The 19,020-nt window shown below is 27.9% G+C and carries 17 protein-coding genes and 1 tRNA gene; 8 read left to right on the top strand and 10 right to left on the bottom strand.

What is annotated here, in order from left to right:
- Positions 1-217 precede the first annotated feature (217 nt).
- Together mnmG and F811_RS0104565 are read left to right on the top strand one after the other, a co-directional pair.
- Positions 218-2,068, top strand: a complete 1,851-nt coding sequence (mnmG, locus tag F811_RS0104570) for a tRNA uridine-5-carboxymethylaminomethyl(34) synthesis enzyme MnmG (protein ID WP_020004106.1) — start codon at positions 218-220, stop codon at positions 2,066-2,068.
- 172 nt (positions 2,069-2,240) lie between these two features.
- Positions 2,241-4,517: a tetratricopeptide repeat protein gene (locus F811_RS0104565; RefSeq protein WP_020004105.1), complete on the top strand. Its 2,277-nt coding sequence runs from the start codon at positions 2,241-2,243 to the stop codon at positions 4,515-4,517.
- A 63-nt stretch (positions 4,518-4,580) separates the two neighbouring features.
- Here F811_RS0104565 and F811_RS0104560 read toward each other — a convergent pair whose 3' ends face one another.
- The 6 genes from F811_RS0104560 to xerD all read right to left on the bottom strand — a co-directional run bounded on the left by F811_RS0104560 (position 4,581) and on the right by xerD (position 12,306).
- Complete coding sequence (locus tag F811_RS0104560; RefSeq protein WP_020004104.1) at positions 4,581-5,483, bottom strand: cysteine hydrolase family protein; 903 nt, start codon at positions 5,481-5,483, stop codon at positions 4,581-4,583.
- A 138-nt stretch (positions 5,484-5,621) separates the two neighbouring features.
- On the bottom strand, positions 5,622-6,575 hold the full coding sequence (locus F811_RS0104555; protein WP_020004103.1) for a hypothetical protein: 954 nt from the start codon (positions 6,573-6,575) through the stop codon (positions 5,622-5,624).
- 117 nt (positions 6,576-6,692) lie between these two features.
- Positions 6,693-7,079, bottom strand: coding sequence for a hypothetical protein (locus F811_RS0104550; RefSeq protein ID WP_020004102.1), 387 nt, complete (start codon positions 7,077-7,079; stop codon positions 6,693-6,695).
- A gap of 590 nt (positions 7,080-7,669) precedes the next feature.
- Entirely contained in the window at positions 7,670-8,380 is a 711-nt protein-coding gene (locus tag F811_RS0104545) for a DUF4241 domain-containing protein (protein WP_020004101.1), read from the bottom strand.
- A gap of 688 nt (positions 8,381-9,068) precedes the next feature.
- Positions 9,069-11,345: a hypothetical protein gene (locus tag F811_RS0104540; RefSeq protein WP_020004100.1), complete on the bottom strand. Its 2,277-nt coding sequence runs from the start codon at positions 11,343-11,345 to the stop codon at positions 9,069-9,071.
- A gap of 28 nt (positions 11,346-11,373) precedes the next feature.
- The gene (gene xerD / locus F811_RS0104535) at positions 11,374-12,306 is read right to left on the bottom strand and encodes a site-specific tyrosine recombinase XerD (RefSeq protein ID WP_020004099.1); all 933 of its coding nucleotides are present in this window, start codon (positions 12,304-12,306) and stop codon (positions 11,374-11,376) included.
- A gap of 249 nt (positions 12,307-12,555) precedes the next feature.
- On the opposite strand from xerD, the gene F811_RS0104530 reads away from it, so the two are divergent.
- From F811_RS0104530 to F811_RS0104520, 4 genes are all read left to right on the top strand, one after another.
- Complete coding sequence (locus F811_RS0104530; protein WP_020004098.1) at positions 12,556-13,539, top strand: aminotransferase class I/II-fold pyridoxal phosphate-dependent enzyme; 984 nt, start codon at positions 12,556-12,558, stop codon at positions 13,537-13,539.
- Between the two features lie 158 nt (positions 13,540-13,697).
- The gene (locus F811_RS16950; protein WP_020004097.1) at positions 13,698-13,853 is read left to right on the top strand and encodes a hypothetical protein; all 156 of its coding nucleotides are present in this window, start codon (positions 13,698-13,700) and stop codon (positions 13,851-13,853) included.
- Positions 13,847-14,080: a hypothetical protein gene (locus F811_RS16945; RefSeq protein WP_020004096.1), complete on the top strand. Its 234-nt coding sequence runs from the start codon at positions 13,847-13,849 to the stop codon at positions 14,078-14,080. The genes F811_RS16950 and F811_RS16945 overlap by 7 nt, the downstream gene beginning before the upstream one ends.
- Before the next feature lie 19 nt (positions 14,081-14,099).
- On the top strand, positions 14,100-14,744 hold the full coding sequence (locus F811_RS0104520) for a hypothetical protein (RefSeq protein WP_020004095.1): 645 nt from the start codon (positions 14,100-14,102) through the stop codon (positions 14,742-14,744).
- A gap of 152 nt (positions 14,745-14,896) precedes the next feature.
- On the opposite strand, the gene F811_RS0104515 is transcribed toward F811_RS0104520, so the two are convergent.
- Positions 14,897-15,277, bottom strand: coding sequence for a heavy-metal-associated domain-containing protein (locus tag F811_RS0104515; RefSeq protein WP_020004094.1), 381 nt, complete (start codon positions 15,275-15,277; stop codon positions 14,897-14,899).
- Between the two features lie 174 nt (positions 15,278-15,451).
- Here F811_RS0104515 and F811_RS0104510 point away from each other — a divergent pair, with 174 nt between their 5' ends.
- Together F811_RS0104510 and F811_RS0104505 are read left to right on the top strand one after the other, a co-directional pair.
- Positions 15,452-16,036, top strand: coding sequence for a hypothetical protein (locus F811_RS0104510; RefSeq protein WP_020004093.1), 585 nt, complete (start codon positions 15,452-15,454; stop codon positions 16,034-16,036).
- 4 nt (positions 16,037-16,040) lie between these two features.
- Positions 16,041-16,113 (top strand) — tRNA-Thr (locus tag F811_RS0104505).
- 399 nt (positions 16,114-16,512) lie between these two features.
- Here the strand turns inward: F811_RS0104505 and F811_RS0104500 are convergent.
- From F811_RS0104500 to F811_RS16720, 3 genes are all read right to left on the bottom strand, one after another.
- Positions 16,513-17,967 (bottom strand): HD-GYP domain-containing protein, encoded by a 1,455-nt coding sequence (locus F811_RS0104500; protein WP_020004092.1) that lies wholly within the window; start codon positions 17,965-17,967, stop codon positions 16,513-16,515.
- Between the two features lie 75 nt (positions 17,968-18,042).
- Entirely contained in the window at positions 18,043-18,417 is a 375-nt protein-coding gene (locus F811_RS0104495; RefSeq protein ID WP_020004091.1) for a YkgJ family cysteine cluster protein, read from the bottom strand.
- A gap of 65 nt (positions 18,418-18,482) precedes the next feature.
- Positions 18,483-19,020, bottom strand: a 538-nt coding sequence (locus F811_RS16720; protein ID WP_033425217.1) for a LysM peptidoglycan-binding domain-containing protein, incomplete at its 5' end; no start/stop codon positions are given.

Below are 19,020 nucleotides of genomic sequence, written 5' to 3'. Positions count from 1 at the left end.
GCTTCTTTAAATAACAGTGTAAGTAATGTAAAAAAATAAGCTAAAAATGTAAGTATAGAATTAAAAAATTTAGAGGGTGGGCAGTGAGATTAGATTTTTAAAGATTATTTTAGTATTTATATATTAACTGAATAGCAATCAAAAATATTATTTGCTTTGACAATATAATGATTTTAATATATTATTTTTCTAATCAAATTTATTAAAGAGAGTATATATGAATAATAAATATGATGTTATAGTTGTAGGGGCAGGTCATGCTGGAATAGAGGCAGCACTATCATCTTCAAGACTCGGTATGAATACGCTTATTATATCTATTAATCTGGATACTATAGGACAAATGTCATGCAATCCTTCTATAGGAGGCGTTGCTAAAGGTACTATTGTTAAAGAGATAGATGCCCTAGGCGGCGAGATGGGGCTTTTAATAGATAAAACTATGATGCAGTTTAGAATGCTTAATAGAAGCAAAGGCAAAGCTGTATGGGCACCAAGAGCTCAGGCCGATAAATATGCCTATAAGGAAGAAGCTGCTAAAACTTTATACTCTCAAAATAATCTTACACTTCATCAGGATATAGTAACAGAAATAGTAGTTGAAAATAATGCACTTAAAGGTTTAAAAACAGAAAGAGGCAGAGAGTATGAATGTAATGCTGTAATTCTTACTACTGGAACATTTTTAAACGGACTTATTCATATAGGTATATATCAGAAGCAGGCTGGAAGAATCGGAGAGCTTCCTGCTATAGGGCTTTCTGATAATTTAAGGGCTTTAGGTCTTGAAGTAGGAAGATTAAAAACGGGTACTCCTGCAAGAGTAGATTATAATTCTATTAATTTTGATATACTGGAGATGCAAAAAGGCGATGAGGAAATAGTACCTTTTTCTTTTTTAGATGAAAAAATTGATATAGTTCAGGAGCCTTGCTATATAACATACACAGACACTAATATTCATAAACTTATACAGGACAATATACATTTATCTCCAATGTACAGCGGAGTTATTACTGGAATAGGTCCGAGATACTGCCCTAGTATAGAGGATAAGGTTGTAAGATTTGCAGATAAGCCAAGACATCAGCTTCATTTAGAGAGGGAAAGCTACAGAACTAATGAGGTTTATATAAATGGTTTCTCTTCAAGTTTACCAGAAGAGGTGCAGATAAAGATGATAAGAGCATTAAAAGGGCTTGAAGATGTAAAAATATTAAAGCCTGCTTATGCGGTAGAGTATGATTATGTGAACCCTATAGAGTTAAAGCCTACACTTGAAACAAAGAAAATAGAAGGTTTATTTTTGGCAGGTCAGATTAACGGAACAAGCGGATATGAAGAAGCCGCATGTCAGGGTTTAATGGCTGGAATAAATGCAGCATTAAAAATAAAAAAGGAAGCTCCATTTATACTTAAAAGAAGCGATGGGTATATTGGTGTTTTAATAGATGATTTGACTGCTAAAGGAACTAAAGAACCTCATAGAATGTTTACTTCGCAGGCAGAACATAGAATGCTTTTAAGACAGGATAATGCCGATGAAAGACTTACTGAGCTTTCTTACAATATAGGGCTTGCAAGTAAGGAAAGGCTTGATAAAGTAAGAGACAAAAAAATAAAAACTCAGATACTTGTTGAATACTTAAATAAAAGAACATTAACTCAAAAAGAAGCAGAAGATTTGGGATTTGTAAAAGAGGCTAAAGAATACAGAAGCATGACATTATCTTCTATAATAAAGCGTCCGGAATGCGGTATTGATATGCTTGTTTCTTTAATAGACGATAATTATAACAAAGATGTTTTAAATAATGCAGAAATAGCTATTAAATATGAAGGCTATATTGCAAGATATTTAAATGAAATAAAAGACATTGAAAAGTATGAGAATATGATTATACCTGAAGATTTTGATTATTCTACTTTAAAAAGCGTAAAGATAGATGCTATAAATAAATTAAAGCAGTATAAGCCTTATAATATATCGCAGGCACTAAGAATACCAGAAGTAGATAAATCAGTTGTGCATATTCTTATATTAGCTCTTACAAACAAGAAGAAGTGATTATAATTTGCATTGTAATTTTTAATAATCTGATTATGTAATTGTTTATTAGTTGTCGTTTTATTATTGTATTATATATACTCAATTAATTTTTAAAAAAATTGCTTTTATTGTTGACATAACATATGTATTCATTGTAAAATGTAGTATATAATTGTATACTGGGGTTTTTATGCTTAATACAAAAATGGATTATCTTTTAAATGAAGCTTCATACCGCATGACCAATGAAGACTATGATCAAACTTTAGAGATTCTTGATGTAATACTAAAAAAAGTACCTAAAAACTATAGAGCCAATCTATATAAAGGTCAAGTATGCGTTGAGATGAAAGAGTATGAAGATGCCATAAGGTATTTTGAAGAAGCAAGAAAAGTAGATATAAAAACTTTTAAATCATACAATTTACTTGGCATAAGATATCATGCTATAAAACAGTATGATAAAGCTATAGAATGTTTTAATGAAACTCTTAAAATTACTCCAAATTCTTATAAAGCATATAATCTTTTGGGTATAAGCTATTTTGCAAAAGAAGACTATACTAAAGCTATAGAAAATTTTAATAAGTCTATAGAGATTAATCCTAAATATGATAAGGCATATAATAATTTAGCTTTGTTTTATTATAAAAATAAAAAATATAATGAAGCTATAGAGTTTTTTGAGCATTCAAAATCTTTAGATGATAGGGTATTTAAGGCTTATGATATGCTTGGTATGAGTTATTATAAGATAGCAAGTTATGAAAAGGCAATAGAATGCTTTAAAAGATTTTTCCAGTACAATAGCAAGTCATACAAAATAGCAAATACTTTGGGAGCTGTTTATTCATTTCTAAAAGATTATGACAATGCTATATATTATTTTAATAAGTCTATAGAGATTAATCCTAAATATGCTAATGCTTATAATAATTTGGCATTGGTTTATTTTAATAGAAAGATGTTTGACAAGGCTGCTTTATATTTTGACAAGGCTAAAAAGCTAGATGTTAAGGCATTTACTGATTATAATAAATTGGGTATAAGTTATTATTCTAAAAAATATTATTATGAAGCTATAGAATGTTTTGAAAGGGTAATAGAAAAAAATAATAATGCTTATAAGGCATATAATTTTATAGGTATATGCTATTCATCTAATGAAGAGTATGACAAGGCAATATATTATTTTAATAAGTCTATAGAGATTAATGACAGATATTATAAGGCTTATAATAATTTAGCTTTGGCTTATTATAATTTAAAAGAGTATGATAGAGCTATAGAAAATTTTAATAAGTCTATAGATATTTACTCAAATAATGCTGATGCATATAATTGTATTGGTTTATCATATTATCATTTAGAAGAGAAAGAAAAGGCATTAGTTTATTTAAACAAAGCACTTGAGATTAATCCTCTTTACAGCAATGCTTATGAAACATTATTTAGTATATATTTTGATTTTAAAGAATATGATAATGCTATGTATTTTGCAGATAAAATACTAGAATTAAAACCTGATTCTTTTAAATATTATGACAAATTAATTACTATATGTTTTAATAATAAAAGATATGATAAAGTTATAGAATACTCTTTAAAAATAAATAAACAAAACAATAATATATATAATATGCTTGCTGAGTCGTATTATCATTTAAAAGATTATGATAATTCTGTTTTTTATTATAATAAATTAATAGAAAGAGAAAAATCATCTTTTTATATTTATAATAATTTGGCTATTATTTATTATTTAAAAAAAGATTATGATAAACTTATAAATACATATTTCAGATATATAGATAATTTTGATATTAAAAGCAAATTAAGTTTTGCAGGATATAATATATTTCTTCTTTCATATACACTTCTTAAAAATAATATTATAAGATACAATGATTTTTTGGATTTGTTTGATAAATTATTTAATAAAAGTGTAGAGTGTTACAAAGCCAATAATACCCAAAACACATTATCATTATATAAAAGTATGGAATATAATACAGACTTGTTAAAACTTTTATTTGAAAATAGGGCAGAGTATAAAAATGCTTATGAGGCTTTAGAAAATATTTTAGATGATAATAAATTAAAAGCTATAAAACCATCAATAGAAAAAATAAAATTATACTCATTTGAAAAATCTATTGATAATTTAAATAGCAAAACTATATGCATAGAGTATGAAGCAGAAGATGCCGTTATTATTGATAATGTTCATGATGACAAAGTTTATGGAAAGAATGCTAAGTTTATCACAAGAGATGATGATATAAAATATGAGTCTCTTATATATATGTTTGCATCAGAAGAAAATAATATTTTGAAAGCTATATTATTAACATCTCCGAGTATAAAGGCTATATATTTCTCTAATGATTTTGATGATGAAGATATAGAAATAATAAAACGCATAATTAATAATGATAATATAAAACTCTACAAATCAGACAATTAAAAAATGTAGAGAATTATGTCATTGTTGTTTACAAAGTTTCATTAATTTATTAATATATGGTTATTATATATTAATAAGTTTTATACCGTAATCTTTTGAGAGTTTATTATATTTTTCATCAGATATTTTTTTGTCGCCTATATCACTGCAGCAGTTCATCATTATATTTACTTTTTCTAAAGCATTTTTATTGTCTTTATAAATTTCTGTAAACTGTTTTACGCTTTCATATACGCAGTAATCTTTAGCCTCTCCGCATACATATATTTTATCTGCTTTTATAATGTCATTCACCCAAGAATTATCATATTGTTTTGTGTACTCTGAAGATACTTCTGGTCTTATAACTCCGTACATTTCACTGAAAGAATCTGTGCCTTTAATAATTTTATTAATATTTGTTTTTTTGTAACATTCAAAGAACATAAGCATATTATAAAGCTGTTTTTCTATAAGCCAGCCGTCTGACGCATATATACAGTGATAAGGCCATATCATCAAATTTTGTGAGCCTTGTTCCTTTAATTTTCTTACATAATCAGTCTGTATATCTTTATTATAAACGGGTATTATTTCATTATTTTCTATTTTTTCCAATGTTATTTCTGTGAAAGGAGAAACTGTATTTCCTGAAGCATCTTTCCACATAATAGGGTGAAATATGGAATCGTATCTATGAGTATCTAATGTAACATAAATGCCAGAAATATTTTCTATATTATCATATATAAATCTTATTATTCTTTTTATATCTTCTGTGGCATGTTTTACAGGCAATGCTCCTTTATCAGGGTCTATAAAATCTCTTTGAGGGTCTATTATAAGTAAATTAATGCCTTCATCTTTTTTTATATTATTATCAATATTTTGTGCGGCACTGTAAATATCATTATGATTTACAGGGTTAATTTCTTTTCCTATATAATCTTCATTTACTATTTGTTCAAAAGGTATTTTTACTGACATAATAGAAATCCTTATTATTTATTTTGCATTATAATATATAAACTTTTATTTTAAAGCAAATGTTTTTTATAAAAATAAAAAGAGCCTTAATATTATTTAAGACTCTTTTTTATTTATTATAGTAAAAATAAAATATAATTATTTTTGATACATAATATTTCCGTTTTTATCTATAGATAGTATTACCATATTGCTTAAAGTTACATCATATATTCCTATAGTATCTGCTGATATATCCAATATTTTTTCATTAGGATACATTCTTTTTACTGTATCAAAAACTACTTGAGGAACTTTGAAAGGGGTATAGAAGTTTTGAGTATTATTTTTTGTGCTGTTATTTTGATTTTGTTGATACTGATAAGTATTAGCGTTATAATTATCTGCTTTTTTGCTTAACTCTTCGGCTGCTTTTATTAATTCTTCAGCTGCTAATTGGTAAGGATTTTCTGATGTATTAGTTTGAGTGTTGTAATTATTTTGATAAGGATCATTATATTGATTATACTCGTTATTATTGTACTGACCATCATTATATTGATTTTGATAAGGGTCGCTATATTCATTATACTGATAAGGATCATTATAATATTGATTGCCATAATATGCATCTTGATAAGGATTACTGTAACCATTATACTGATGAGGGTCGCTATATTGATTATCATTGTACTGGCTAGCATTTTGATTTGGGCTGTAATAAGGGCTGTTTGGATTTTTTGATTCTGCCTCAAGCATTTTCATTAGCTCTTCATAAGGGTTTATATAAGGCTGTGTATTATTATAATTTTCTGAAGCATAATTCATAGCATTCATAGCCTCATCATATGTATTGGCATTCATTTGAGTATTATTATACTTGCTTGCAAAAACAGGGCTGTAATAAATGCTGTTTGGATTATTGGCTTCTCTAGTTAAAACTTTCATAAACTCTTCATAATAATTGTATGTATTATTATAATTATTATAGCTGTTATTATTATTATAGTTTTGATTGTCATAATAATATTGCTCATCATAATAATACTGACCAAAAACTAAACTTGAAGATATTATCAAAAAAGATACTGATGTAATAAATGTTTTTTTCATAAATATATCCTTTGTAAATATAGTGTAAATTTAATGTTAACTATATTTACATTATAATATATTTATCTTTAGATGTCAATTTTTTTTACATATTTTTTAAATAAATTTACTGAAATTTCATTTAACAACACTTCCTTCATTGTAATCTGTTATTTCTATGGTTAAAGTATCAGAATTAAATATGAAAATAAAATCTACTTTGTAGCCAAATAAGTTTTCAGAAGCTTTATATTTACTGTCATTTTCTTTTGATACAGAGTTTTTAGACACATCATAAGTTTTTTCATATGTTTTACTATTGTTATAAATATTTCCTTTTACAGAGCCGTCAGAATTAACTGTAAATACTCCTTCGCATTCTATAGTACCTGAAGAAGTATTAACACTAGCATTTCCTTTATAAGTACCTGCATATTTGCTGTCAATACCATAGTTTTGTTTTGAGCATGACATAAAAGCATAAATCATTATAGTAATTATAATAGTTTTTAATATTGTTTTCATTTTTTATCCTTATGTTTTTTATACTATAAATATAATAAAAAAATTATATTTTTAAATTATTAATTTTGTTAAAATAATATACTATAAAAGCTCTAGGAGAAGAAAAAATTTTATTAGCTAAAAATATGAAAAATATAAAGTATATTTAAATACTATTTTTATTACTTTATAATAGTATTATAAAATTTAAAAAACTCTTGGGTGGGCAGTCAAAATAACAGGAAAAGCTAAAAAATAAGAATCATTTATAAATAACAGAGTGTATTAAAAAATTTAGAGGGTGGGGTGAAAATAAAATTTAAAACTTTAATCTAATCCCCGCCCTTTTAGATTTTTAAATGCTTTATTTTTATATATACTTTAATAAAATCTATGAGATAATCACTTCTCAATATACGCCCGCCCAAAGCGTCATTTAAATTTGCACTTTACTAAACGCACGCAGAACGTATTTTTTTATATCAATTAATTTAAAATTCTGATTTTTATTATATATGAGAATTTCATTCTACGTGCGTTGAAATATATTATACTTGTTACAAAACTCAATAATAATAATATATACCAGCATATAAAAGTTATTTTTATAATTATTCTTCATCATCTTCCAAATCTATAAATACAGTATAAAAAGCACATATATTGTTGTTTTCATCATAAGCAAAATATGAAGGATAGTATCCGTCCCCATATCCGCTTGAAAATAATACTATATTTGAATCGCTTTCTGGAATATTCCAGTTAAGCCAATCTCCGTACTCTGACTGATATTTTGGATTTTTTTTAGCATTATCTTCTAGTAAATCAGAAAACAAATCATCATATCTATTATCAAAATCGCCTTTTTCTTCAAGTTTTCTTTCATATTCTAAATATTTTAATGCTGTTTCATAATCGCATACACAACCCATACCAGCATCTACTGGATATCCGAAAAACTCTCCCTCTTCTATATCTGATAAATCTTCTTCCCCAGTTACAGCAAGCTCATAAGTTTTAGGCTCATTATCAGAAAAAGAAATTTTAGCCATAGCAATTCTCTCTTCTTCTTCAATTATAAGAAGTGAAACTTTATATTTATCAGGTTTTACAGTTTGAATAAAAGGCTCTATATCATCATAAAGATAAGCCAAAGGATCGCATGCTACTATTTTACCGCTTATAATATTAACTTCCCCAACTTCAAGTATATCCAATTTTGTATCTTTAAATTTTTTATCTCTGAAAGCCGTATCCAAATCAAAATTAGGTTTTAAAAGATGTTTAACTTTATCAAACTCTTCTTTAAATTTTTTATCCATATGTATCTCCTTAATATTTTTTATATTGTACAAAAAATTTTTAAGTTTGTCAATTTTTCATTGTTCTTTTTCCAGATTTTGCTCTGCTGGCTTCGCCAAAAGAACCTTATATACTAGATAAACTCGGATACGCTTTATGAAAGTGCAAGTATGAAATTAGTACTAAATAATACTAATTTTATTTTACATGTATAGTCAATTATTAAATTTATTCTAAAATATATCCTTTCGAGACTTTGGGATGTACCTGCTTCTTGTGGCACACCAGCGATGCGGACAGCGTCACAAAAGAAGTGTGGTACTTCGCAGGGCTAGTTCCCGAAAATAATAAAAATATAAAAACTAATTTTGACAAATTATAATTGTTTAGGTATATACTAAAAATTCTTAAGTTTGTCAATTTTTTCATTGTTCTTTTTCCCGCCTTCGCTCTGCGGGCTTCACCAAAAGAACCAAAAAGTGCAAGTGTTAAAATTATTATTAAATCGTACTAATTATGTTTTATATGTAGAATAAATTATTAAATTTAGCCCAAAATATATCCTTTCGATACTTTGGGCTGTGCCTTCTTCTAGCTGCAGGCGTAGTCCGTATGCTGCACACCTGCCGAGCTAAGGCGGGAAAAGTTGAATAAAAAAGGAAGTGCCGAAAAACACTTCCTTTTATTTTTTATATTATTTAATATTTTTTAGTTATCTTTTACTTTTTCATCTTCATCTTTTTTATCATCGTCATTACTTTTAGCCAAAGTAGCACTTTCTTCTGTTTGTTTAGGCTTAGGTCTCAAAGAGTTAAGAAGTGTATAAGCAACCGCTACATTCTCCTCACCTGAAGAAGAAGCAACCCTAAATGCCATAAGTGAAGAATATCTGCTTCTGCCATAAGCATATCTGAATCCTACCTCTACAGTCTCTCCAGCCTCTATATCCAAAGTTTCTCTGTCAAGTACTATAGTAGATAAAGCCTGAGCCAAGTCTGTTTTTATAGTTACATCGCTTTGTTTTTTAGAAGTTCTATTAACTATAGTAAGCACCCCTGTTCTGTTTCTTTCATCTAATTTAACAGTAACATTAAATGGGTTTTCTGAATATTTTTCTTCTATTCTTGAAACTATAGAAGCATTGATATTAGCCCATTCTCTTATACTGTTTCCAGAACCTCTAAACTTTGACCATAACATTCTTGAAACGTCATGGAAGAATATTCCTCTTATTCTGCTGCTTCTATTAAATTTAGCTTCTGATTCATATACTCTTCTCATATATTCAAGTTCTGGTCTCAAACTTCCGTCCTGAAGTCTGTTGTCTATCATATTACCAACTAGTACATTATACTCACCTGATAAGTACTGCGGCCAAGCTGCAAGCATACCAACATGCTGAGGGCGGCTTGCTTCATATATCATAACTGCATCATAATCTATACCAGCATCAAAGAACATATAAGGGTCTTGTCCATGCTCCTGACCATGATTCCAGCCCAAAGTAAATGCCCATAATTTTTTCTTTATACCTGCATCTTTTATAGCTTTTATTATCAAAGACTCTTTATGAGCTCTGAACCATCTCCATTTCATACCTATTTCTTTTCTGCCTCTATTTACAGCAAGCCAACGCATACGGGCAGCTTTACTCATAGTAGACCAGCTTGCAGGAACATAAACTCCAGTAAGCTCAACCATCTCATCAACCATTTCATATCCGTCAACTTCGCCTGTACGTATAAAGTCAAGACCTACATATGATATATTAGGATTAGAATCGTATCTTTTTAATATATCGATAATATCCTGTACTCTCTTAGGATCATCTAATGATATGTGTCTGCTTTCAACTAGGCTTTGAGTAGCGGAATTATACCCTATAGAAACTTCATATCCGCCTTTTCTAGCTCCGCCGCCTGCTGCAAAATAACTCATAACATAAGCACCAAGCTCAATATCACCTTTAGCTTTGCTTGCTGCCAAATTATCTATATTTTTAATCATAGCTTTAGCCCAAGGCTCTTCTGGTGTAATTCCAGCTGTCCAGCCAGTAGTCTGACCGCCTATAGCCCAGAATATATCGCATTTCATATATCTAATCCAGTCATATATAGCGTCATAAGTAGTAAGTTCGCCTGTCTCTACACTTGGGATTTTTTTAGTAGTTAAGTCTATAGCATATTCTAATGTAGCTATTTTTTTAGTTTCTTTAGCAGGAGGTGATTGTCTTCCTTTTACAGTAAAGTCTTTCGTATATCCAAAAACACCGTTTTTAGTCTGAACAAGGACTATAGCCTGATACTCTCCTAAAACTCCGCCAAAAGGATGAAGATATGTTCCTTTATACTGTGAGTTCTGAACTTTAAATACATTTATAGGATATCTTTCATCTCCGTTTTTTCTTACTATCTTATCTTTTTTGTATCTTACATATATACTTAAATTTTTTATAACATCTTCAGTATACACAGAAGCATTTATTACCACTGGTTCATATCTGAATACTGATATTTTTGATAAATCTATTGCCACTCTAGGAGCTTCGCGGCTTTTAGAATTTTGTATAGCCAAATCAACAGCTTCACTTAATTTATCAGCCATTTTATCTGTAGTATTGGCATTAAATACCATAGCAGGAAGTACATTAGGATTAGGCATTTCGCTGCTTAATTCATCATCGCTTAAAAGCATATTCTGATTTAAATATTCTATATCAGCATCAGCACTTATCTCTTCATCTGTATAAATATCTTCCAAATCTACTGACAAATCATAATCATATATGGGCTTAGTAGTTACCAAAGACAAAGAATCAGGATTATACATATCTATTCTGTGGTTTTTAGCTGTTTCATCAAACAGATAGCTTGTATCTTCAAGATTACTAACGATTGTCATTCTCTCGCCTATACCAAAAGTTAAAGCAACTAATGATATAGATATAAGCAGCAATATTGTAGTGGCTATTATACTTCTTTTCATCTTGTTTCATTCCAATTTGTTATATTTTTTATATATTAGTATTTTGTCTAGCATGTTTTGAATGCTTTGGGTGTTTGGCTATTTGTTTTTTCAAATGTGCTGAATCAACATGGGTATATATTTCTGTTGTTGTGATATCTGAATGACCTAACATTCTTTGAACTGCTCTCAAATCTGCTCCATGCTGTATGAGATGTGTGGCAAAACTATGTCTTAATGTATGAGGATAAACGTTTTTGGTAATATTGCTTTTTTTCATGGTTTCTTTTACTATTTTCCAAATGCCTACTCTTGAAATTTTATCCCCTCTGAAGTTTAAGAATAATTCGCTTGTTTTTTTACCCTTTACCATTATCACTCTGCTAGTTTGAATATATCTTTGCAGTATGTCTAATGCTCTGTCATTAATAGGAACTATTCTTTCCTTGTTGCCCTTACCGCGTATCTTTAAATACTTGCCTTCAAAAAATATATCATCTATTCTTAAAGAACAAATTTCACTTACTCTTAATCCAGATGAATACATAAGCTCAAATATAGCTTTATCTCTTAAGCCCTTATCAGTTTTTTCATTATGCACTGACAAAAGATCATCTACTTCTGTAGTAGTAAGCGATTCCGGCAGAACTCTTTTTAAACGTATTACCTCTAAATTGTCAGTAGGATTTTTAGAGATATAATTTTCCATCACTAAAAATTTATAGAGATTAACTATACTTACCTTGTTTCTTGCAACTGTTCTTGACTTTGAACCCTGCTCTTTACGTTCGCTTAAAAATTTCTCAATATCCTTTCTTGTAGCTTTTAAAATTGTTTTTTTGTTTCTAGTTAAAAAATCAAGATATATAACAATATCTCTTTTATAAGATTCTAAAGTATTTGATGATAAGCCTTTTTCAACTGCTTCATAATTTAAATACATTGATAATATTTCTTGATCGGAAACCTGTTTTACTGACATTGAAATCTGCCTCTTAATTTTAAGATATAATATACAAATAGCTGACTTGAATAAATATAGTAAACATATTGTCAACTAAAAGTAATTATCGGCAAGATTTACCAATTATTTAAACATAATAAGGTGCTCAATAAAAATATTAAATTAACTAAACATAAAACTAAAAATGGTAAACTAATTTTAAAATAATAAGATAATTATAATAATATTATATTTATTATTTTTTATATTATTTAGTAGCTTATTAGTATGGACAGAAAAATTTTTTTGGATAAAAATGAAAACCCTTACAAGCCTTCAAAAAATATTATTAAAGAGCTTGAAAAATTTGATATTAACTCTCTGAGATTTTTTCCAGAGTACAGCCCTGAAAAATTAGATTATGAAATGGCTAAATATCTCAATATAGAAACAAACTCTATAATATCTGTTAACGGAATGTATGAGGCTTTCGCCTGTATTATAAACTCATTTGATAAATACAAAATATATTTAGAAGAGCCATACAGAGATCTATATATTAAAATATTAGAATATTATAAAATGCATTTCGATATAATAGAAGCAAAAGATGATTATAATATAAATCTTAAAAAAAATATAAGAAGCAGAAACTCTATTATAATAGCAAGCAATCCTAATGCTGAAACTGGCATGTTTATAAATATAAAAGAAATTGAAGAGTTTTTGAAACATTATGAAGGAATATATATTATAGATGAATCATATATAAACTTTGCAGGAGAGAGTGCAATTAAACTTATTAATGAATATAAAAACTTAATCATAATAAGATCTATTGCTCATTCGCATTCTGTATCTGGAGTTAATGTTAACTTTATAATATCTAATCCTTCAAATATAGATAGTATTTCAAAATTAAGACAAAAATACGCAGTAAACAAAATATCCGAAACTATAATTGTAGCAGCCTTGCAAGATGAAAAAACTTCGTATAAAAATATTTTTGATATAGTATTAGAAAGAAACAGATTGGATACTCTATTAAGCAAAGAAGGTTTTATAGTAGTGCCTTCAAGAGCCAATTTTCTTTTGATAAAACATATATATAAAAGTGCTGATTATATATATAATGAACTTCTAAAAAGAAATATATTTGTTAAAAATTATAATAAAGAAAACATACTCTCTGATTTTTTAAGAGTTACAATATCTACACATAAAATCAATAATATATTCTTAAGCCAATTAAAAGACATAGTTAATAATTAAAAATATTTATATTTTAGATTTTTACATGACAAATCAAAAAGTATAGTATTAAAAATATCAAAAATAGTTTTCCATATAACAAAGGTATGCCAGTACCTCATAATATTGACAATTTATACATAAAAGCTATAATACGGAAAATATAATTGGAGGTTTATATGATATTGGACGAAATAAGTAAATATTATGATCTTATAAAAACAACTGAACTCAAGCCGCTTTATGAAGACGATTTTCAATTTGAGCTTTTAAGAAACAAAGAAGAATTTGAAAATCATATAAGTGATTTAGATGATGATGAAAAAAAATGGTAAGAAATGCTGTAGCAGATGAACTAAACAATTCTAAAGGAGTGGTATTTTACAGTTCTGAAAGTGCGGGAGATGTTTATTCAAGTATTGAAGATTTTTTGGTTTATCTGCTTAATGAAATACTATATCAAAAATTATTAGTAAAAAGCGAAGGCAAAAAATTATCATCATATTTTATGGAGCTTGAAATAAGTATTAAAAAACTTCTTGTGATGATTTGGACTAAGTAATTTATATTGGGGAACTATAATGAAAAAAAATTATCTATTATATACAATTATATTTTTAATTATGTTAACTTCATGCTACAGACCAGCAAAATCATATTTTAATGTAGTATCATCAAGTAAAGAAAATGATAATATAAAAGTAGTGGTAGAAGCTAAAAAATCAGGAAGACAGTCTGAAAATATATTTTTAGTTTCTCAGTTTTTAAATGATGATGATGTTATAGTAAATACATCTATGTCTCAGATAGGACCTATGATGTTTGATGCTGGAAAATATGAATTTAGTATTCCTTTTCCTACAAACTCATTTAGTAAATACACAAACTTTATCGAAGAAATACAGCCTGAAAAAGCTCAGCGTATAGCACAGAGCGGAGGATTTGGAAGCAGTTTCTTTACGTATATGATGCTTATGAATTTGATGGACAATAGAAGACCTGTATATTATGATGATTATGGAAGAAGAAACACTGTAAACAGAGATTATTATGATACTAGAAGAAATACATATAATAATAGAAGAAGTATATTTAATTCATCTTCATCTAAAAAAACAACAGTAAATAATAATAGTTCTACAAGACGTACATTGTTCAAGCAAAACTCTGGAAGTTCTACAAGAAAGAAAAGTACATTCAGACGCTCTTCTACTAGAAGAAGATAATTTATTATACAGCTAAACAACTATAATTTATAAAAAATAAATTATAGTTGTTTTTAATATATGAGAGCCACACACTTAAACAAGCATAATATTATTTTTAAGTAATGCTTTGTAAATTGCATAAACTTTAATAGTATGTATTAAAATAATTATTAGTTTTGAAAATAAGTCTGTTTTATATAGTATCTGTATCCTGATTCTTTTATAATATCTTCCAATACTTTATCATCTAATTCTTTTTTGCTTAATATTACTCCTTCTTCATTATCAAAATCTATTTTGGCATATATACCCCCAAGTTTATTAAAATTGTTTTCTATTATCTTGGCACATTTAGTACAAGTCATTCCTCCTATTTTTATTACCTTTTTGTATGAATAATTTTTTTTATTCTTATCCTTTATCTTTACCTTTTTTATAATTTCTGAGCCTTCACTGCAGCAGGAGCTTCCCGATTTCATTTTTTTAATGTAGTTAATTATGGCAATTACAGCAATAACTGCTATTACTGATAATATTATAATACTCTCCATATAGTTGTCCTTTAAAGTTTTATTATATTTATTAATTGTTTTTGTATTCTAACAAAATAATGCTTATTGTCAATGTATTTTTATAAAAAAATTCTTCTTATTGTTTAATTTTAAGGTTTAATATTCCGTATCTTATTAACAGTATAAGTGATTTTTTATATATGGAATGATAAAATGAATAAATATATATTACTCTTTTCATTTTTTATTTTAAATATTTTGTATTCTCAGGAAACTAATATATTAAACAGCAGGCTTTTTTTTACAGAAAAAGATAAATTAACATCAAAAATTAATATATACACATCTTGGAAAGAAACCTATAAATATTTAAGAGATAACAGATTTAGATTTTATAAAAAAGCTGGAAGAACCATAACATTAGAGTTCAGATATAAGTATCCAAGTCAGATATTTGTTAATAATGGTACACCTATAATATTTACTTTTAATGACGGAAGCAGCGTACAATTAACAAATGTTCAGAAAGTTGTTTACAGTCCTTATTTAATGGGTGATAAACAGTATTATGACGTTGAAGTAAGATACAAATTTAATAATGATGATGAGTTTAACAGTTTTGCAAATGCCGCTATAACAAATATACGTTTTAATTTTATTAATCAGTTTTCAGAAGAAGTTTATGATGATATAGGTATTTCATCGCTTACTACAAGTAATTGGCAGGTCGTGTTTGAGGCCTACAGAGACGGCATAGCAAAATTAGAAGAGTTAAATAATAATATTACTAATGATTAGAAAAGCCAACCTAGCTCAGTTGGCAGAGCAGTGCATTCGTAATGCATTGGTCGTGGGTTCGATTCCCATGGTTGGCTCATAAGTTTTCTTAATTGTTTAAGTGTATTAGTTATATTAGACTTGTTTCAAAACTAAATTTCTTAATATTTATCACTTTTTTAATTTAATATTTTTTTAATTATAGTTGGGGCTTTGCCCCAAACCCTACTTCTTTTGTTGACACAAAGAAGCAGGCACAGCCAGCAGTAGCGAAAGGCTATATCTCAGGCTAAATTTAATAATTTATTATACATTTGAACATAATTAGTACGATTTGATAATAATTTTTACACTTGCACTTTTTGGTTCTTTTGGTGAAGCCCGCAGAGCGAAGGCGGGAAAAAGAACAATAAAAAAATTGACAAACTTAAAAATTTTCAGTATATACTAATTACACAGCTAAAAATAATTTTGAAACAAGTATACTGTTTAATAATTTATAGCAGTTTGCATGCCATCAAATCCTGCTCTATAGAATTGCTCAAAAACTCTACAAATACATCGTATAGTATAGGGTCTAATTTAACATGCTTTTCTACAAAATCTTCTCTCATAATATTAAGAGCTTCTTCTGGAGTGAAAGTTTTACCGCCTCTGTATTTACGTGCAGGGTCTATTAAAGCATCGTATACATCTATAATTTCAAGCATTTTAGCAGGGAAATATGCAAAAGCCTCACATTCATCTATAGCCTTAGCATCATATGTCATTATTCTCTGTATTTGGAAATGAGGGTCTTTTGCCAATTTTAATTTATATAGATGATCATAAGGTCCGTATCCTAATCCGTAATATTCATGGTGTAAAGCTACGGTTAATATAACTTCAAGAGGATATTCAGAAGTCTGACTTACCAATGCGTAACTATTAAATAAGTGCTTTTTTATTCTTTCATAATCTCTGCCGTTAGCTCCTTCAAAATAGTCCAAATCTTTAACTTTACCTATATCATGAAGCAAAGCACCTACTGAATAAAGATTCATCTCTCGCTCTTCTATAATTTTTATCCCTTTGTCGATACAGTCTTCAACAGTGGCCAAATTTTTGCGTATATTATCTTTGCTGAACATTGCCTCTACTTGTTCATAGAATTTTTTATATTTATTAGTGTATGAAGTTCTTATTTTATGTACTAAGTGTCTTCTGTTAATTAGGTTGTTATAAAAAGCCATAAAATTAACATATGATATAAATACTCTGTTGGAGTGAGACATTACACCTCCATCAGAATAGTTTCTAAGCTCATCAAAAACTTTTTGTGTTTCTGTATTTTTGGAAAGCATATCTACTATGGTTGTTACTAGGTTAGTCGTAGTTTCTGTAATTTCCTGATTTTCTATTTTAGCCTGTTCCTGAGTAATTTCTTCTCCTTTAATTTTTTGAATACTCTCAAACATAGTAACTTTGGCTATTAATCCTACATCATTACCTACATTAACTATTTGCTGGGCTGTATGTTTATTTATTCCGACTTCTTCATCTACTACTATTTTTTTTAATTCTGTATTATAGCTTTCTATTGTACTTACTTTTTCTTTGTAAGTCATTTTAGAGATTTCAGATATTCTTTTGCCCATCTCTTTTTCAGATTCTTTAGGCGTTCTAAATACATAGGGCTGATTTGTATCAGAATCATTTGAAGAGTTATCGGCCTGAGTTATAGATTTGAACTCTTCTATAAATACTGAGAAATTTTTTGGGATATATAGTTTTAGGTTATTATATTTTTCATTATCTATGATAAGGCTTAATTGTTCTGTTGGAAATGGAATAATTTTTTTTTCTTTATCTACTCTAAATAGTGGGATATTATGTGATACTAGCTGATCTTTTATGGTTTTTAATTCTTTAACAGTTAAAATATCGTATTTGGTAGTTAAGTCATTACTCATTATTTGGATTTCCTAAAACAAAAATATATGCATATTATTATATAATATTTTTGTAAAAAAGGAAATAATAAAAATCTACTTTTTTATTTTAACCCCTTTGCATGGCCTGTTAAATTTTCCAGCTATTAAATTACCATTTTTGTCCATATATTCATTCCAGTATGGAAAAGTTTTGCATTGTTTTGGTTTTGCGTCATTTATTGTGCATTTATTATTTTCATCTAAGAAACAGCAGGATTCTCCTTCATCAACTTTTATATAATATCCGTAATATTCTTCATATTCTAAATATTTGTTTATAAATACTGGGGGAGATATTTTTAAGAAGTCTGAAGCTCTTTTTATATCATCATCATTAAAAAATATATAGCCTTTTTCTTTACAGCATATTCCGCAGCCTGTGCATGAGAACTCTAATACTGCATTTTTATTTTTAGTGAATCTTTTCATAATTATTATTAAATCTTTATTATTTTTTTTATATTATTTATTTGATTTTTTTTGCTGTTTGATTATTATTTACTGATAATAGAATTTGCCTGAGATTTTATAGAATTTGCGAGATTTTGTTTACCGATTCTTGTGTATATTTCAGAAACCTTTATATAATCATCATAAAGCAATTTCTTTTCATTATCACTCATATCCTCAACTTTTTTTTTTCCCCCTTTGGGGATTTTTATATCTCTATTAAAAACTATACTATCAGGATTATTTATTATATCTTCATTAAGTACAAATATCGAAGGCCATCTCCTTTCATCTCCAAGCTCGGAAGCTGCAATAGATGAAAGAGTATCAGTCCATTTAGTTTTATAAGTATCAGCGTTATATGATAATGTTGTATTTTGACTGTTATTATTAGCTGCTGCATTAGTATTAGCTGCTGGAGGATTAGGCGGAGGAGTCGGCGGTGTAGGCGGAGTTATTTCTGGCTCTTTAGGAGGTGTTGGTGCAGCATTAGTTTGCTGTCTTACTGTATTAGTTTGAGTAGCTGTATTGTTAGTTTGCGGTCTTACTGTATTAGTTTGAGTAACTGCATTGTTAGTTTGC

The sequence above is a fragment of the Brachyspira innocens ATCC 29796 genome, assembly GCF_000384655.1.
Classification (GTDB): Bacteria; Spirochaetota; Brachyspiria; order Brachyspirales; family Brachyspiraceae; genus Brachyspira; species Brachyspira innocens.
Note: the sequence above shows the minus strand (reverse complement) of the source record. Positions and strands in the feature narration are given on the sequence as shown.

What these genes read in the sequence shown, in the direction of transcription:
- mnmG (WP_020004106.1), top strand. Translation starts at nt 218, where the DNA reads ATGAATAATAAATATGATGTTATAGTTGTAGGGGCAGGTCATGCTGGA.
- F811_RS0104565 (WP_020004105.1), top strand. Translation starts at nt 2,241, where the DNA reads ATGCTTAATACAAAAATGGATTATCTTTTAAATGAAGCTTCATACCGC.
- F811_RS0104560 (WP_020004104.1), bottom strand. Translation starts at nt 5,483, where the DNA reads ATGTCAGTAAAAATACCTTTTGAACAAATAGTAAATGAAGATTATATA.
- F811_RS0104555 (WP_020004103.1), bottom strand. Translation starts at nt 6,575, where the DNA reads ATGAAAAAAACATTTATTACATCAGTATCTTTTTTGATAATATCTTCA.
- F811_RS0104550 (WP_020004102.1), bottom strand. Translation starts at nt 7,079, where the DNA reads ATGAAAACAATATTAAAAACTATTATAATTACTATAATGATTTATGCT.
- F811_RS0104545 (WP_020004101.1), bottom strand. Translation starts at nt 8,380, where the DNA reads ATGGATAAAAAATTTAAAGAAGAGTTTGATAAAGTTAAACATCTTTTA.
- F811_RS0104540 (WP_020004100.1), bottom strand. Translation starts at nt 11,345, where the DNA reads ATGAAAAGAAGTATAATAGCCACTACAATATTGCTGCTTATATCTATA.
- xerD (WP_020004099.1), bottom strand. Translation starts at nt 12,306, where the DNA reads ATGTCAGTAAAACAGGTTTCCGATCAAGAAATATTATCAATGTATTTA.
- F811_RS0104530 (WP_020004098.1), top strand. Translation starts at nt 12,556, where the DNA reads ATGGACAGAAAAATTTTTTTGGATAAAAATGAAAACCCTTACAAGCCT.
- F811_RS16950 (WP_020004097.1), top strand. Translation starts at nt 13,698, where the DNA reads ATGATATTGGACGAAATAAGTAAATATTATGATCTTATAAAAACAACT.
- F811_RS16945 (WP_020004096.1), top strand. Translation starts at nt 13,847, where the DNA reads ATGGTAAGAAATGCTGTAGCAGATGAACTAAACAATTCTAAAGGAGTG.
- F811_RS0104520 (WP_020004095.1), top strand. Translation starts at nt 14,100, where the DNA reads ATGAAAAAAAATTATCTATTATATACAATTATATTTTTAATTATGTTA.
- F811_RS0104515 (WP_020004094.1), bottom strand. Translation starts at nt 15,277, where the DNA reads ATGGAGAGTATTATAATATTATCAGTAATAGCAGTTATTGCTGTAATT.
- F811_RS0104510 (WP_020004093.1), top strand. Translation starts at nt 15,452, where the DNA reads ATGAATAAATATATATTACTCTTTTCATTTTTTATTTTAAATATTTTG.
- F811_RS0104500 (WP_020004092.1), bottom strand. Translation starts at nt 17,967, where the DNA reads ATGAGTAATGACTTAACTACCAAATACGATATTTTAACTGTTAAAGAA.
- F811_RS0104495 (WP_020004091.1), bottom strand. Translation starts at nt 18,417, where the DNA reads ATGAAAAGATTCACTAAAAATAAAAATGCAGTATTAGAGTTCTCATGC.